This is a genomic window from Sphingobium sp. ba1, assembly GCF_000743655.1.
In the GTDB taxonomy this organism is placed as follows: Bacteria; Pseudomonadota; Alphaproteobacteria; order Sphingomonadales; family Sphingomonadaceae; genus Sphingobium.
Genome location: NZ_JPPQ01000069.1, coordinates 1,482,450 through 1,497,017, shown reverse-complemented (window position 1 = coordinate 1,497,017; position 14,568 = coordinate 1,482,450). Strand labels below are relative to the sequence as shown.

Annotated in this window: 18 protein-coding genes and 1 other RNA gene; 13 read left to right on the top strand and 6 right to left on the bottom strand. The window is 63.6% G+C overall.

Annotation, left to right across the window (positions count from 1 at the left end):
- The coding region (locus IL54_RS10265; RefSeq protein ID WP_156106290.1) for a TPM domain-containing protein at window positions 1-624 on the bottom strand (624 nt) is incomplete at its 3' end.
- An 11-nt stretch (window positions 625-635) separates the two neighbouring features.
- On the bottom strand, window positions 636-1,238 hold the full coding sequence (locus IL54_RS10260) for a LemA family protein (RefSeq protein WP_037475382.1): 603 nt from the start codon (window positions 1,236-1,238) through the stop codon (window positions 636-638).
- A 103-nt stretch (window positions 1,239-1,341) separates the two neighbouring features.
- Here IL54_RS10260 and mscL point away from each other — a divergent pair, with 103 nt between their 5' ends.
- From mscL to IL54_RS10200, 13 genes are all read left to right on the top strand, one after another.
- Window positions 1,342-1,785, top strand: a complete 444-nt coding sequence (gene mscL, locus IL54_RS10255; RefSeq protein ID WP_037475380.1) for a large conductance mechanosensitive channel protein MscL — start codon at window positions 1,342-1,344, stop codon at window positions 1,783-1,785.
- 143 nt (window positions 1,786-1,928) lie between these two features.
- The gene (locus IL54_RS10250) at window positions 1,929-2,198 is read left to right on the top strand and encodes a hypothetical protein (RefSeq protein WP_037475378.1); all 270 of its coding nucleotides are present in this window, start codon (window positions 1,929-1,931) and stop codon (window positions 2,196-2,198) included.
- 139 nt (window positions 2,199-2,337) lie between these two features.
- Complete coding sequence (locus IL54_RS10245) at window positions 2,338-4,710, top strand: chemotaxis protein CheA (RefSeq protein WP_037475376.1); 2,373 nt, start codon at window positions 2,338-2,340, stop codon at window positions 4,708-4,710.
- A gap of 4 nt (window positions 4,711-4,714) precedes the next feature.
- Window positions 4,715-5,152 carry a chemotaxis protein CheW gene (locus IL54_RS10240; RefSeq protein ID WP_037475373.1) on the top strand — a complete coding sequence of 146 codons (438 nt, stop codon included), beginning with the start codon at window positions 4,715-4,717 and terminating at the stop codon, window positions 5,150-5,152.
- An 84-nt stretch (window positions 5,153-5,236) separates the two neighbouring features.
- Entirely contained in the window at window positions 5,237-5,602 is a 366-nt protein-coding gene (locus IL54_RS10235; RefSeq protein WP_037475370.1) for a response regulator, read from the top strand.
- A gap of 69 nt (window positions 5,603-5,671) precedes the next feature.
- A complete protein-coding gene (locus IL54_RS10230; RefSeq protein ID WP_037475367.1) occupies window positions 5,672-6,754 on the top strand; it encodes a chemotaxis protein CheB in 1,083 nt (360 codons plus the stop codon).
- The gene (locus IL54_RS10225) at window positions 6,751-7,614 is read left to right on the top strand and encodes a CheR family methyltransferase (protein WP_037475363.1); all 864 of its coding nucleotides are present in this window, start codon (window positions 6,751-6,753) and stop codon (window positions 7,612-7,614) included. The genes IL54_RS10230 and IL54_RS10225 overlap by 4 nt, the downstream gene beginning before the upstream one ends.
- 94 nt (window positions 7,615-7,708) lie before the next feature.
- Window positions 7,709-8,407 (top strand): N-acetylmuramoyl-L-alanine amidase, encoded by a 699-nt coding sequence (locus IL54_RS10220; RefSeq protein WP_037478310.1) that lies wholly within the window; start codon window positions 7,709-7,711, stop codon window positions 8,405-8,407.
- 41 nt (window positions 8,408-8,448) lie between these two features.
- An RNA gene (gene rnpB / locus IL54_RS22370) (RNase P RNA component class A) lies at window positions 8,449-8,834 on the top strand.
- 69 nt (window positions 8,835-8,903) lie between these two features.
- Window positions 8,904-9,452 carry a J domain-containing protein gene (locus IL54_RS10215; RefSeq protein ID WP_037475360.1) on the top strand — a complete coding sequence of 183 codons (549 nt, stop codon included), beginning with the start codon at window positions 8,904-8,906 and terminating at the stop codon, window positions 9,450-9,452.
- A 10-nt stretch (window positions 9,453-9,462) separates the two neighbouring features.
- Complete coding sequence (locus IL54_RS10210; protein ID WP_037475357.1) at window positions 9,463-9,777, top strand: hypothetical protein; 315 nt, start codon at window positions 9,463-9,465, stop codon at window positions 9,775-9,777.
- A 94-nt stretch (window positions 9,778-9,871) separates the two neighbouring features.
- A complete protein-coding gene (locus IL54_RS10205; protein WP_069066106.1) occupies window positions 9,872-10,123 on the top strand; it encodes a hypothetical protein in 252 nt (83 codons plus the stop codon).
- A complete protein-coding gene (locus IL54_RS10200) occupies window positions 10,123-11,655 on the top strand; it encodes a methyl-accepting chemotaxis protein (RefSeq protein WP_037475353.1) in 1,533 nt (510 codons plus the stop codon). Before IL54_RS10205 ends, IL54_RS10200 begins: the two co-directional genes overlap by 1 nt.
- A gap of 6 nt (window positions 11,656-11,661) precedes the next feature.
- On the opposite strand, the gene IL54_RS10195 is transcribed toward IL54_RS10200, so the two are convergent.
- The 4 genes from IL54_RS10195 to ftsY all read right to left on the bottom strand — a co-directional run bounded on the left by IL54_RS10195 (window position 11,662) and on the right by ftsY (window position 14,552).
- Window positions 11,662-11,967 carry a hemerythrin domain-containing protein gene (locus tag IL54_RS10195; protein ID WP_237748846.1) on the bottom strand — a complete coding sequence of 102 codons (306 nt, stop codon included), beginning with the start codon at window positions 11,965-11,967 and terminating at the stop codon, window positions 11,662-11,664.
- 251 nt (window positions 11,968-12,218) lie between these two features.
- Window positions 12,219-12,833, bottom strand: coding sequence for a superoxide dismutase (locus tag IL54_RS10190; protein WP_037475352.1), 615 nt, complete (start codon window positions 12,831-12,833; stop codon window positions 12,219-12,221).
- A 179-nt stretch (window positions 12,834-13,012) separates the two neighbouring features.
- Window positions 13,013-13,630: a septation protein IspZ gene (gene ispZ / locus IL54_RS10185; RefSeq protein WP_037475350.1), complete on the bottom strand. Its 618-nt coding sequence runs from the start codon at window positions 13,628-13,630 to the stop codon at window positions 13,013-13,015.
- Complete coding sequence (gene ftsY, locus IL54_RS10180; RefSeq protein ID WP_152542530.1) at window positions 13,620-14,552, bottom strand: signal recognition particle-docking protein FtsY; 933 nt, start codon at window positions 14,550-14,552, stop codon at window positions 13,620-13,622. Before ftsY ends, ispZ begins: the two co-directional genes overlap by 11 nt.
- Between the last annotated feature and the right edge of the window lie 16 nt (window positions 14,553-14,568).

The following is a 14,568-nucleotide window of genomic DNA, read 5'->3' as shown; positions in this document are numbered from 1 at the left end:
ACTGCCGCCGCGATCGGCGGCCCGCGCTTCGGTTTCTGCGGCCGCCGCACGGGCCTTGGCCTCTTCGGGCGGCAGGGCAAGCAAGGCGGTGATCTGCTCCACGCCCGCCGCGATGCCACCGGGCATGTCGCCCGCCTTGAAGCGCGGGGTGATGGCATTGCGGATAATCTGCGAGGAAAGCGCGTCGGTCAGTATGCCTTCCAGGCCATAGCCGACCTCGATCCGCACCTTGCGATCATTGGGCGCGATGATCAGCAGCGCGCCATTGCTGTCCTTGTCACCAATGCCCCAGGCGCGACCCAGCCGATAGCCATAGTCGGCAATATCATAGCCCTGCAGATCGGCTATGGTCGCGACCACCAGCGACCGCCCGCTGGCCTGCTTCTGCGCGATCAGCGTCTGGCTAAGTGCCTGCTCCTGCGCCGGATCGAGCAGGTTGGCGGCATCGACCACGCCCTTGTCGTCGAACTTCGGAAAATCCTGCGCCCATGCCGTCGAGGCGAGCGCGAGGAGAAGGAGAAGAAACAGGCCAGACAGTGCCGTGCGGAGCAGGCCTATCGACGCTCCTCCCCAACGAAGGGAAGGGGCCTTCGACAGACTCAGGCCGAACGGAAAGGAAAGCATGGTTCCGATGCTCAACTACCGAAATCGACCTTGGGGGCTTCTTCCGCGCCGGGGGTGGTGGCCTGGAACGGCGTCATCGGCTTGGCCCCATGGATGATCTTCGCGCCGATCGCATCGGGGAAGGTGCGGATGCGGGTATTATAAGCCTGCACCGCGCCATTATAGTCGCGAATGGCAACGGCGATGCGGTTCTCGGTGCCCTCCAGCTGGGACTGGAGCTGCAGGAAATTCTCATTGCTCTTGAGGTCGGGATAGGCCTCGACCGAGGCGAGCAGGCGGCCAAGCCCCTGGCTCAACTGCGCCTGTGCCGCCTGGAACTGCGCGACCTTGGCGGGATCGGACAGGTCTTCGGCATTGACCTGTACCGACGTGGCCTTGGCACGCGCCTCGGTCACCTGGACCAGCGTGTCCTGCTCCTGCTTGCCCGCCGCCTTGACCGTGGCGACCAGATTGCCGACCAGGTTGGAGCGGCGCTGATATTGCGCCTGCACGTCGGCCCATTTGGCCTTCGCCTCTTCCTCGGCCGTTGGAACGCTGTTGATGCCGCACGCGGACAGGGCGAACGCCCCAAAGAGCGGCAGCAGAAAGGTGGAGAAGCGGCGCAGGCGCGTCATGGGACATCCTTGGCGATTGTTTCGTTGCTGGAAATAGGGCGTTGAACTGATCCGCGCAACGGGCCATGCAGATATTATCGCAGATGGTAAAAGGGCTTAAACCATGGGGCTGCTTTCGGAATTCAAGACTTTCATCAATCGCGGCAATGTGATGGACCTCGCGGTCGGCGTCATCATCGGCGGCGCCTTCGCGACCATCACCAAATCGCTGACCGATGACCTGATCATGCCGGTGGTCGGCTATATTTTCGGCGGCGCCGACTTTTCGGGCTACTTCATCCGCATGGGCGATCTGCCCGCAGAGTTTAAGGGCAACCCCGAAAGCTATGCCGATCTAAAGGCGGCGGGCGTCGCCATGTTCGGCTGGGGCGAATTTCTGACCGTGCTGGTCAATTTCGTGATCCTGGCCTTCATCATCTTCCTGCTGGTCAAGCTGGTGAACAGGCTGACCGCCAAGCAGGAAGCCGAAGCACCCGCTGCGGCACCCGCGCCCACCCCCGAAGACATCATGTTGCTGCGCGAAATCCGCGATTCCCTCAAAAAATAATCGTTTATGCGACGAAGTGAGACTGCGACGGGAACCATCCCCGGCGCGACCGGTTGATCGCGGTCAGGGCTGAAGGCTGCGTGTGCGGCCTGGAAGCCTTGCGAAGTAGGTAGCCCCAGGGGGCGCAACAGGAGAACAACGCCGTGAAAACCTTCGTCAAAGTCCTTGGCCTCGCCAGCCTTGTCGCGCTCGCAGCGTGCGATTCCGCCAAGGAAAACCAGGTCGAGAACGCTTACGAAAATCAGGCGGACGCCCTCGACAACCAGGCTGACAATATGGAAGCCATGGCCGACAACCTGACCGGCAACGCCGAAATGTCGGCTGAAAATGCTGCCGATGCGCTGGAAAACAAGGCCGACGCCACCCGCGAAGCGGGCGAGAAGGCTGAAGAAGCGGTCGAAGACCAGCAGTAATCTGCTCTCGTCATTCAAGCGAAGGGGCGTCGTGACATGGTCACGGCGCCCCTTTTGCCGTCTGCGTCCCGGCTTTTAACGGCCCCTTAACCACGTCCCGCCAAAGGTGCCTGTCGCGCGCATCGGTGGGGCCATGGCAATGGACGAGTTACTGCAGGAATTCATATCGGAAACCCAGGAAACGCTTGAAGCGTTGGCTGGGGAGGTCGTGGCGTGGGAAGCCGACCCGTCTGACCGCGACCGGCTCGATGCGATCTTCCGTTTCTTCCACACGGTCAAGGGCAGTTGCGGCTTCCTCAACCTGCCCAGGTTCGAACGCCTCAGCCACGCTGCCGAAGATGTGCTGGCGGACATTCGTGCAGGCAAGCGCGGCGCTGATCCCGCAACGGTGAGCGCCGTACTGGGCCTGATGGACCGGATCGGCGAACTGACTGAAGCGGTGGCCATGGGCGCGGCGCTCCCCAATGAAAATGACGATTATCTGATTGCGGCGCTCAACGCGCCAGTGGACCAGCCCGCGCCCCAGGTGCAGGCGGCTCCGGTCGCGGTGGCGCGTCAAGCGGGACAGGCTGGCCCCCGCACCATTCGCCTGCCCTTGAGCCTGATCGACCAGTTGATGAACGGCGTGTCGGACATGGTGCTGGCCCGCAACGAATTGTCGCGCAAACTGCGCGAACGGTCGGCCGACCCGGAACTCGACAATGTGTTCGAACGGCTGTCGACCTGCGTGGCGGACATGCGCGACGTGATTTCCAAGACGCGGATGCAACGGGTCGAACGGCTGTTCGCGGCCATCCCGCGCATGGTCCGCGATCTCGGCCGGGATCTGGGCAAACGCATCGACCTGACGCTGGAGGGCGGCGACGTCGAAATGGACCGCGAAATGGTGGAGATGGTCGTCGACCCGCTCACCCATATCGTCCGCAACGCCATCGACCATGGCATCGAGTCCCCCGAACAGCGTCGCGCGGTCGGCAAGCCGGAAGCTGGCGCGCTACGCGTGGAGGCCCGCCAGTCGGGCAATCAGATCGTCATCACCATCAGCGACGATGGCGCAGGCATCGACACTGCGCGGCTGGTGGACAAGGCGATCAGCGCAGGCCGGCTGACCCCTGAAGCGGCGGCACGGATGACCGAGGCGGACAAGCTGGACCTGATCTTCCACGCCGGGCTGTCCACCGCCGATCAAGTGACGTCGATCTCCGGCCGCGGCGTCGGCATGGACGTGGTGCGCGCCAATGTAGAGCGGATCGGCGGCGTCATCGCGCTCGACAATCATCCGGGCCAGGGGCTGTGCATCACCCTGCGCGTGCCGCTGACGCTGACCATCATTCCGGGGCTGGTGGTGCGGGCGGGCGGCCTGCATTTCGCCATCCCGCGCGCTGCCGTTGTCGAAATACTGCATGATAACAATGCGATGCTCCAGATCAGCTGCATCGGCGGCGCACAGATCGCCACGATCCGCGGCGTGCGGCATTCGATGATCGAGCTGGAAGATGTGCTGGGCATGGACCGACCGGCACAGGCCGGACCCCGCGCCATCATGGTGGTACGGTCGGGCAGCGGCGTACCCTATGCGATGGGCGTCGCCGCCGTGGACAATCATGAGGAACTGGTGATCCGGCCAGCCTCGCCATTGATCATCGCGACGGGCGTCTATGCCGGCATGACCTTGCCGGACAATGGCAAGCCGATGCTGCTGCTGGACGCGGCAGGCATTGCCAGCGCGGCCCAACTCCCCACGATCCTGGACGATCAGGCCGCACGGCGGACAGAGGAACAGGCGGACGCCCAGGCCGGGGTCGAGATGGTCGCGGCGCTGCGGTTCGAGGAAATGACCGGCGAAAAACGGCTGCTCAAACTGGCGCTGATCGACCGGGTCGAAGATATCGATGTCGGGCTGTTCGGCCGGTCGGGCGACCAGGCCTATGTCCGGCTCGACGGGCGATTAATCCCCGTCGTCAATGGCTTGTCCCAGTTCGATCGGGCCAAAGTGTCCGCTTTGCGCCTGCGCGATGGCACGCAGGAAGCCTGCTACCCGGTCGCCGCCGTGCTGGACATCGTCCAGATGCCGCTGGTCCCCGACATGGTCGCGATGCAAGGAATCCTGAGCGGCGTCGCGGTGATCGAAGGCGAGCATCTGGAGGTGATAAACCCGTTTGCACTGTTCGCTTCGCTGTCCGGTTACGACAGCGTCGAAGGGCAGGGCGGCCGTTGCCTGCTGGCCGATGCCGAGGATGGCTGGACCCGCGAGATATTGGCACCGCTGTTGCGGCAGGCGGGCCATGACGTCGTGCTGGGCCTGCCGGAAGACGGCGTGATCGACCCGCGCGACGTATTGCTGTGCCATGATGGCGAAGGATCGAAAGTCGCCGGGATCATGGCGGAGATGACCGGATGCCGCGTGGTGCAACTGCGCGCCTCGCCCCGTGCCGCCGGACCGCACGACGCCAGCATCTATCGCTATGACCAGGACGCACTGATGGCGGCGATCACCGCCGGACAGGGATAGGGCCATGAACCGACTATATCTTTTCGCCACGCTGGCGGGCACGCGGATCGCGGTGGAAACCGACGAGGTGGAAGCGGTGGTCAAGCTGACCGAAATTTCGCCGGTGCCGGGCATGGGCGCGCATGTCGCGGGCCTGTCAGCGCTGCGCAGCCGGGTGCTGACGATCATCGATACGGCCGCCTTGATCCAGGGGATGGCCTCGCCGACCCGCGACGCGGGCCTCGCCATCATCGCCAATATCGCCGGGCACAGCTATGGTCTGATGGTCGACAGCGTCTCCGACATCTGCCGCGTGCCGGAGGGGGAACTGCCGCTGCGCGGTCAGTTGGACCGGGCCTGGGCACCCTATGGCCGCGCCATCGTGGAACAGGATGGTCATCCCTGGCTGCTGGTGTCCTTGGCCAGCTTCATCGACGGCGGCTGCCAGGCCCAGGCGGCCTGAACTGTTTTCCAACACGTTTACCAAAAACTCGCTTTTGCCCGTTAGGTCTCGATTTTCGGGCCATAAATTCCAAAGGGACGCATCATGAAGAACTGCCTGGTCGTCGACGATTCGAAGGTTATCCGCAAGGTGGCCCGCCATATTCTCGAATCGCTCGACCTGTCCGTCACCGAAGCGGTGGATGGACAGGACGCCCTGACCCAGTGCGAAGCCTCCGCGCCGGACGTGGTCCTGCTCGACTGGAACATGCCGGTGATGAGCGGGATGGAGTTTCTGCAGGCCCTGACGACCGCCAAGATGACCGCCCGTCCCAAGATCATCTTCTGCACCACGGAAAATGGCATCAGCCATATCAAGGCTGCGGTCGAGGCGGGGGCCGACGAATATGTGATGAAGCCTTTCGATCGCGAAACGCTGGAAAGCAAATTGGTGATCGTCGGGGTTATCTAGCCCGACAGCCTGCACTCCAATCCAGGGAGTAACCTCCACCCTTTTCGTCTTCGTGCAGAAAGCCTCGTGATGACCGTCAACATGCCGATCATGACCCATATAAGGAGACAGCAGGGTGCCGTGCGCACCCTGATCGTCGATGATTCGGTGGTGGTCCGCACGGTGATCGAGCGGATACTCAACAACGAGCCAGCCTATAGCGTGGTTCACAAGAGCAACAGCGCGGAACTGGCCCTGGGCTATCTGGCCGATCATGCCGTCGATCTGGTTCTGCTCGACATCGAACTGCCGGGGCAGAGCGGCCTTGCCGCGCTCCCGGCGATATTGAAGGCGCAGGCCGACGTGAAGGTCGCGATCCTGTCGGGCAAGTGCGAGGAAGGCAGCGCGGCGGCGGTCGAAGCGCTGGCGCTTGGCGCCAGTGACATCGTGTCGAAGCCCGGCAGCGGCAGTTTCGGCGACCAATTCTCCCAGGGCTTGATCGACCGGCTCAACCGCCTGTTCGACCAGCGCGTCATGGCTGTCCTGTCCACCGCACCGGTCGTCCCACCGGTCGCGCGACCCGCGCTTCAGCCGCTGGCTTGCCTGGGCATTGGCGCCTCCACCGGCGGTATCCATGCGCTGGGCCAATTGTTCGAAGGCCTGTCAGCGCCGATGGGGGTGCCGCTGCTGCTGACCCAGCATCTGCCCGCCAGCTTCACCGTCTATTTCGCGCAACAACTGATGCGCATGACGAGCTTACGGGTGAAGGTGGCTGAAACCGGGGATATCTTGCTCCCCGACACCATCTATGTCGCGCCGGGCGATGCTAATCTGCAGGTACGCCGTGGCCTCCACGGCCGGGTCATGGTGCAACTCAATCCCGAACGCACGCCAGCGGGCAACCTACCCGGCGTCGATCCGATGTTCGCCAGCATGGCGGAGGTCTATGGCGCGGGCGCAGCCGGGGTCGTGCTGACCGGCATGGGCCGGGACGGCACGGTCGGCGCGCGCGACATCGTCGCGGCGGGCGGCTGGATCGTGGCGCAGGACGAAGCCAGCAGCGTCGTTTGGGGCATGCCGGGATCGGTTGCTGGTGCTGGCCTGACCTGCGCCTTGATGGAGCCGCACCAGATGATGAACTTCATTACCAAGCGCGGCAGGGTCGGCATATGACGGCAGCGGTATTCGAAGGCGCGGCCTGCGTCCTGGCGGCGCTGCTCGAAGCCCGCACCGGTCAGGCCTTGTCCGAAGGGCGCGCCTGGCGGATGGAAACCGCGCTCCGTCCGGTGTTGCGACAGCATAAGCTGACGGACATGGACGAACTGGCCGGATGGTTGACGCGCAAGAGCGATCCCCGCCTGGAGGAAGATGTGGTCAACGCGCTCCTCAACAATGAAAGCAGCTTCTTTCGCGACCTTCAGATCTTCGACATGATCCATCGCCAGATCCTGCCCGCGATCCAGGCGGAGCGATCCAATCGCACCTTGCGCATCTGGAGCGCGGGCTGTTCGACCGGTCAGGAAGCCTATTCGCTGGCGATCCGCCTGCGCAACGATGCCGCGCGCTGGAGCGGCTGGCGGATCGAGATCATGGCCACGGACATTTCGACCGCGGCGATCGATCAGGCGCGCGCCGGCATTTTCTCGCAAATGGACGTTCAGCGCGGCTTGGCGGTCGGCGACCTCATCAAATGGTTCGAACCGCATGGCGAAGATTGGCGCGCCAGCGCGGAACTGCGCCGCATGATCGATTTCCGCCACGACAACCTGTTCGATGCCAAGGTTCCCACCGGCGAATATGATCTTCTCCTGTGCCGCAACGTCCTACTCTATTTCTCGCCGGAGCGGCGGCAGGCGGTGCTGCGGCTGCTGGGCCGACACAGCCATGCCCGGTCGGTATTGCTATTGGGAGCAGGCGAAACTGTGATCGGGCAGGGGGATGATTTTACCGCCCATCCCGAATTTCGCGGTGCCTATGCCCGGCAGGCAGCGCTACCGGAGGGCACCATCGGGCGGACGCGGCTGGCAGGCTAACCTGCCCGTCCTTAACCATGCTTGATTGCGGCGTCGCGCTGCGCCATTGTCATGGTCAGGCCGCCGGATCGACGGTGCAGGCCGAAAGGGCATGATGACCAAGCTGCCGATGATCGAGACGCCGTCGCCCAATTATGACGAGCGCAGCCTGCCCATCACCATGCTGGTGCTGCATTATACCGGGATGCCCGACGCGGCGAGCGCGATCAACTGGCTGGCCAACCCGGAATCGAAGGTGTCGGCCCATTATGTCGTGACCGAGGATGGCCAGATCATCCGCATGGTCGATGAGGCCAAGCGCGCCTGGCACGCCGGGCGGTCGCACTGGCGCGGTATCGACGACATCAACTCGGCCAGCATCGGCATAGAGATTATCAATCCGGGGCATGAATGGGGCTATCGGCCCTTTCCCGAAGCGCAGATGGGATCGTTAATCCCATTGGTGCATGACATCACCCAGCGGCACCGGATCACGCGTGGCAATATCGTTGGCCACAGCGATATCGCGCCTGCGCGCAAGCAGGATCCGGGCGAGTTGTTTCCCTGGGGCCAACTGGCGCGGCTGCGACTGGCGCTGCCCCGGCCGACCAAGAATCTGATGGACCCACACTGGACCGATGGCGGCTTCATGCTCGCGCTCGAACGCTTCGGCTATGACATTGCCGAACCGCAGGCGGCGGTGGTCGCGTTCCAGCGCCGCTTTCGCCCGGAACGGATCGACGGGGTGATCGATGGCGAATGCCGTGCCATCCTGCTCGCGCTGTTGCTGCCCAAGCCCAGGGGCGATGAATAAGCAGGTGACGCCGGACCCGAACGGCGCTAGGGACGTGTCCGCCAGAGGGCTGGGCGGCCGCGGCGTGGCGGGTAACTTCCACGGCGAGGAAAGTCCGGGCTCCACGAAATGACGGTGCCGGTTAACGACCGGCTGGAGTGATCCAAGGGACAGTGCAACAGAAAGCAGGTCGCAACGGCTTAGGCCATGCGAAATTGAAAGGGTGCGGTAAGAGCGCACCGCGTCTGCGGCAACGCAAGGCGGCACGGTAAACCCCACCGGGAGCAAGACCGAATAGGGACGGCGCGCAGTTTTGGCTGCTAGGTCTGTTTCGACCGAGATCGTCCGGGTTGGTTGCTTGAGGGGCGGAGTAATCCGTCCCCTAGAGGAATGGTCGCACATCTCCGCAAGGAGAGGACAAAACCCGGCTTATAGGCCCTCTGGCACATTTTTTTGGCGACCCCTTTTGCGCTGCAGCGGGGTGGCGTTTTTCTGACGGAATCCTTACCTGTAATCCATGTCTCGTAACGGCCGATCCAATGACTGGGGCTTTCCCCGCTGGCGCAGCTATGGCGCATCGCGTGAAGCCCAGGCGGTGCGCGGCTGCGACCGCTTTGGTTGTGACCAGCCGGGCAATTGCCCTGCGCCCAAATCCCCCAACAGCCCGGAACGCTGGTATTTCTGCCCCGAACATGCGGGCGAATATAACCGGAACTGGGATTATTTTCAGGGGCTGGATGACGAAGAGCGGGCGAAGCGCGAACATGATGAGCGGCGCGATGCGGGTGGCTTTCAGTCGAGCGCCTATCATGGCTGGGGTGGGCCAGGCGATGGCAACCGGTCGCGCGACGAACTGCACGCGCTCCAGGCGCTGGAGCTGGAGGATGACGCCGATTTCGAAGCGGTGAAGAAAAGCTGGCGTCGATTGGCCAAGGAATTCCACCCTGACGTAAAGCCCGGCGATGCCAAGGCGGCGGTCCAATTCCAGACGATCCAGGCCGCCTATGAGGTTCTGCGCGCCGCCGAGGAGCGGCGGACGTGGAAACCGCGTGGCGCGGTGGATTGAAGGCCGATCGATGAAGGATCATGTCCGCTCCAATTGGCGCAACGCCGTGCTGGTGTGCCGCAAATGCGCCAAGAAACTGGATGGCGGCTTTGGCCCCGACGGTGACGAGCGGCTGGCCAAGGCGCTGCGCAAGCATCTGACGCTGGGCAAAGGGCGCAAAGCGGCGGCAGGGATCATCGAAGTCGACTGCCTGGGCATCTGTCCCAAGGGCGCGGTGACGGTGGTCAACGGCGCGGCGAGTCGCGAATGGCTGCTGGTGAAACCGGGTACTGATCTGGATGAACTCGCTGTCACTTTGGGCATAGGCGCACCAAAACAGCCTTAATATTATCCTTACCATTCAATCCTATCCGGACTGAATGACCTATTTTGCGCGCGCGCGTCCTGGCACGTCCCTATCCGTTCAATGCTGCTTGGCGATGAGCAGCCTGGCCGTGCTTTACGCCATGCCCCCCGTCAGCGGACGTATGCTGCTGATGCCGATGACCCAGGATGGGCGCGCGGGGCTTGCGCGCGTCGCGGTTGCCCATGGTGCGCGGCTGATCGCTGCCGGGCCATGGGCGGGATCGCTGGTGGTGGAGGGACGGCGTGACGCCTTGGCGCGGCCCTTGTTCATGGCAGGTGTCCTGGCCATTGCGGCTGACGCTGGTGGTTGCGGAGATCTGGGCTGATGAACGCGATCAGCAGTCTTGGCCGTCTGCGCTTGCAGGGTCTGCGTATCCTGTTGCTCGCCAACTGGGTCTGGACCGTGGTGCTGGGCCTGATGGCCATGGCGATGGGCGAAGAGGACAGCATCAAGGCGATGTTCCTGTCCGCCTTGGTCAATGCGCTGCCCACGGTGATGGTCCTGCGTGGGCGTCGGGATCTGGAAGCCCGTATGGTCATGGGCACACTCGCGGCGGTTCAGCCTGCCATCGGCGTCGTGCTGCTGTCCGGCCATGGCTGGCAAATGGACGGCCATATGTATTTCTTCGTCGCGCTGGCGGGGCTGGTGCTGCTCTATGACTGGCGGCCGATCGTGTTGGGGGCGACATTGGTTGCGCTCCATCATCTGTTGCTCAATTATCTTGCGCCTTCCTGGGTCTTTCCGGGGCAGGGCAATCTCGAACGGATCGCGCTCCACGGGGCGGCGGTGATCTTGCAGGCATCGGTGCTCTGTTATCTGAGCGTTCGCCTGCGCGAAATGCTGCTGGCATTGGATCGTCATGTCGCGGGATCGGCGGAGTTGGCCGAACAGGCCCAGGCCGGACGCGCGGCTGCGGAAGCGGCGATGGCGGCGCGGCGGGAGGCCGATGCACGCGAAGCAGCGCTGCGGGTCGAAAGGGAGCGGGAACGCGAACGGATGATGGCGGATCGCCGGGCCGAAACGCTGGCATTGCTTGCGGCCTTCCGCCAGTCGATTGCCGAAGTGGCCGATGCGGTCAGTGCAGCGACCGGCGAGTTGGAGGAGTCAGCGCTCTCGCTGAACGATCTCGCGCGCCGCGCAAGTGCGGGTACCGGCGAGACTGTTCATGCCGCGGAGCAATCCTCGGCGCGCGCGGCGATGTTGGCGCAGCGGATTGATCAGTTGTCCGAATCCATCACGGCCATCGCCTCGGCCGCACATCAGCAGGCGACGCTAGGCGGTGAGGCGCAACGTGTGTCCAACGCCGGACATGAAGCGATGCGCGACATGGAAAATCATACCGCTTCCATCACCAGCTTTGCCCATTCGATCACCCAGATCGCGTCGCGTACCAATTTGCTGGCGCTCAATGCCACGATCGAAGCGGCGCGCGCCGGGGATGTCGGACGTGGCTTTGCCGTGGTGGCGGGCGAGGTGAAGCAATTGGCGGGGCAGGCGGCCAATGCGACAGGGGAGATCCAGTCGCTGGCGTCTTCGGCACAGCAGGGCGCAGGAGTCGCCCAAAACGCGCTGTCCGATGTCGCGAGCGCAGTCGAGCAACTGGCCGATGCCGCCGATGCGATCCAACGCGCGGTGGCGGATCAGCGGGATGCGACGGCGGCCATTGGTGCGACGGCGCGGGATACGGCACAGGACGCCACCATCATGGCCGGACGAATGGAGCAAGTGGCGGACATGGCCCGCAGCACGGAAAGCCTGTCGGGGCGGGTGTCGAGTGCCGCTTCCGGTCTGTCGCGCACGGCGCAGGATTTGCAGCGCGCGACAGACCTGTTCGTGGCGCAACTCGAAGCGGCCTGAGCCCGGTCAGCTTGCCCGTGCGACCGGTGGCATGGGGCGTCGTTGCTGGTCCGCCAATGGATAGAGGGTGCGATTCTCGCGGTCGACCCGTTCGGCCAGCGCCGCCAGGATCAGCCGTGTTTCCGCACAGAAGGCGGGCCATTCGCGCGCGATGCGATCATCGCTCCAATCGGCCATATAACGGGTGAAGCGATCGGCCAGTGCGCCGGTTTCGCTCTGCAATTGGGCGGCTGTCTTGCGTGCGGCCAAGTCCGGCGCCCGCTGCATCGCGGGATAGAGGATGCGATCCTCCAGCGCGAGATGCGCGATCAATTGTCGCGCGAGGGATCATCGGAGCGCCGCAACGCTTTGCGGCGTGGCCGTGTCGCTCGTGGCCTGCGCCAGTTGCCGGGCGGTCAGGCTGATTTGTTCATGCTGCCCCCGCAGCGCCGTCATATCCATCATATGTCGCCCCTCCCTCAAGGATAGGCGATGATGCGCGTCGGGATTTAACAAAAGATTGTGTAAGGTCCGAACTGGCGCAAAAAAAGTGGGCGGCCCCTTGTGGGGCCGCCCTTTGTGCTTCAGCCCGGCTGATCAGCGCGGCTCGCGCCTTCGCCATCCAGGTTCAGCGCCGCAAAGTCCCAGTTGATTGCGTCTTTGAGGATGCGGTCGGCATAGCCGGGGCGTGCGTTGCGATAGTCGATATAATAGGCATGTTCCCACACATCGACGATCAGCAGCGGGGCATGACCTTCATGCGCGACCGGCGTGTCGGCGTCATGATAGCTGGTGACTTCCAGCTTGCCGTCCTTGAGGATCAGCGCGGCCCAGCCGCTGGCGAAATGGCCCACGGCCTCCGCCTTCATCTTCTCGATCAGCGCATCGACCGAACCGAACGCCTCTTCGATCTTGGCCAGCAGGTCACCGGTCGGCGCGGTCTTGGTCGGCGACAGCGACTGCCAGTAGAATGTGTGGTTCCAGATCTGGCCGACCTGGTTGAACAGGCCGCCCTTGGTCGACTTGATCAGCTCGACCAGCGACTTGCCCTGGTGGGCCGCGTCGGCGGCGACCAGTTCATTGGCCTTCACGACATAGGCGTTATGATGCTTGCCGTGGTGATAGTCGAAGGTTTCGGCCGACAGGATGTCGCCAAATGCATCCTTGGCATAGGGCAGGTCGGGCAGAACAAAAGCCATGGCGGAACTCCTAAGGTTCGGTGGGACGGCCGCACGATGACTGGCGCGGTCGATCTATTATGGGTCCAGGCGGGACGCGAAACGCCGCCGCGCCCTTCCATATGCGCACCCGCGCGCGGAAAAAAAGGCCTATATGCCTATTGCGAAACGATCGCAGAAATAAGGGCTTAGCGGGCGGCTCAACCTTGGGGCGGGGTCGTCTCGCCCAGATCGTCGCTGGCAGGCTCGTCGCCCAGTTTCAGGCCGTGACGCATCAGCATCGGGATATTGGCGGCGGCGAAGATCACCGAGACGATGGTCACGCCCCAAACCTTGACCGCAAGCCAGGTGTCGAAGCTCAGCGAGCGACGCATCGCTTCGTTCGCGATCGCCATGGCGACGAAGAAGAGCGCCCAGTTGCGGGACAGCTTCATCCAACCGGTGTGGCTCAGGCCATCATAGGCCGCCTGCAACAGATATTTGAGCAGCGGCTTGCCCCGCACCAGTCCCGCGAACAGCATCAATGCGAAGAAGGCGTAGATGATGGTCGGCTTCAACTGGATGAAGCTCTGGTCATGGAAATAGATGGTCAGGCCGCCGAAGAACAGCACCAGCGCTGCCGATAGCCAGAGCATCGGCGAAACCCGGCCCAGTTTCCATTTCGACACGATCACCGCAATGATGATGGCGACCATGAAGGCCGCCGTGCCGACGATCATGCCGAGAAATTTATAGCCGAGGAAAAAGACGAGCAGCGGCCCGAAATCGAGCGCCAGGCTGAGCGTGCCGCTATGGGCGGGTTTGGTATCAGCGGGCATAGGCTGTTCCTGCGATAGCGCGCGCCATGTCGCCGGGATCGAAGGGGCGCAGATCCTCGATCTTTTCCCCGACGCCAATGGCGTGGATGGGCAGGCGGAATTTCTCTGCCGCCGCGACCAGCACGCCGCCGCGCGCCGTGCCGTCCAGCTTGGTCATGACGAGGCCCGTGACCTGCGCGGTTTCCTTGAACACTTCGATCTGGTTCAGCGCATTCTGGCCCGTGGTCGCATCCAGCACCAGCACGACGTCATGCGGCGAAGCCGGGTTCAGCCGGCCCAGTATGCGGCGGATCTTGGCCAGTTCGTCCATCAACTCGGTCTTGTTCTGCAAGCGCCCTGCGGTGTCGACGATCAGCACGTCGATGCCGGTCGCGGTCGCCTGCTTGACCGCGTCGAACACGATGCCCGCCGCGTCGCCGCCTTCCTTGCCCGCGACGATCGGGATGCCCAACCGCTCGGCCCAGACCTTGAGCTGGCCGATCGCGGCGGCGCGGAACGTGTCGCCCGCTGCCAGCATCACGCCATAATCCTGTTCCAGAAAATTATGCGCGAGCTTGGCGATGGTGGTGGTCTTGCCCGACCCGTTGACGCCAATGACCAGGATGACCTGCGGCCGGGGGAAGGCTTCGATCTCTAGTGGCCGGGCGACGGGGGCCAAGACCTTCTCGATTTCCTCCGCGATGATCTCGCGCAGATACTCTTCTGTCAGTTCCTTGTTGAACCGGCCTTCGGCCAGGCGTTCGCGCACCCGCACGGCCATGGCCGGACCGAGGTCGGACAGGATCAGCGCCTCCTCGATCTCGTCAAGGGTCTGCGCGTCCAGGGCGGCCTTGCCGAACAGGCCGGTGAGATTGTCGCCGAGCTTGTCGGACGTGCGCTTCAATCCGCCAAAGAGACGGTCGCGCCAGGAAATGTCAGCCATGTTCATCCACCATCGT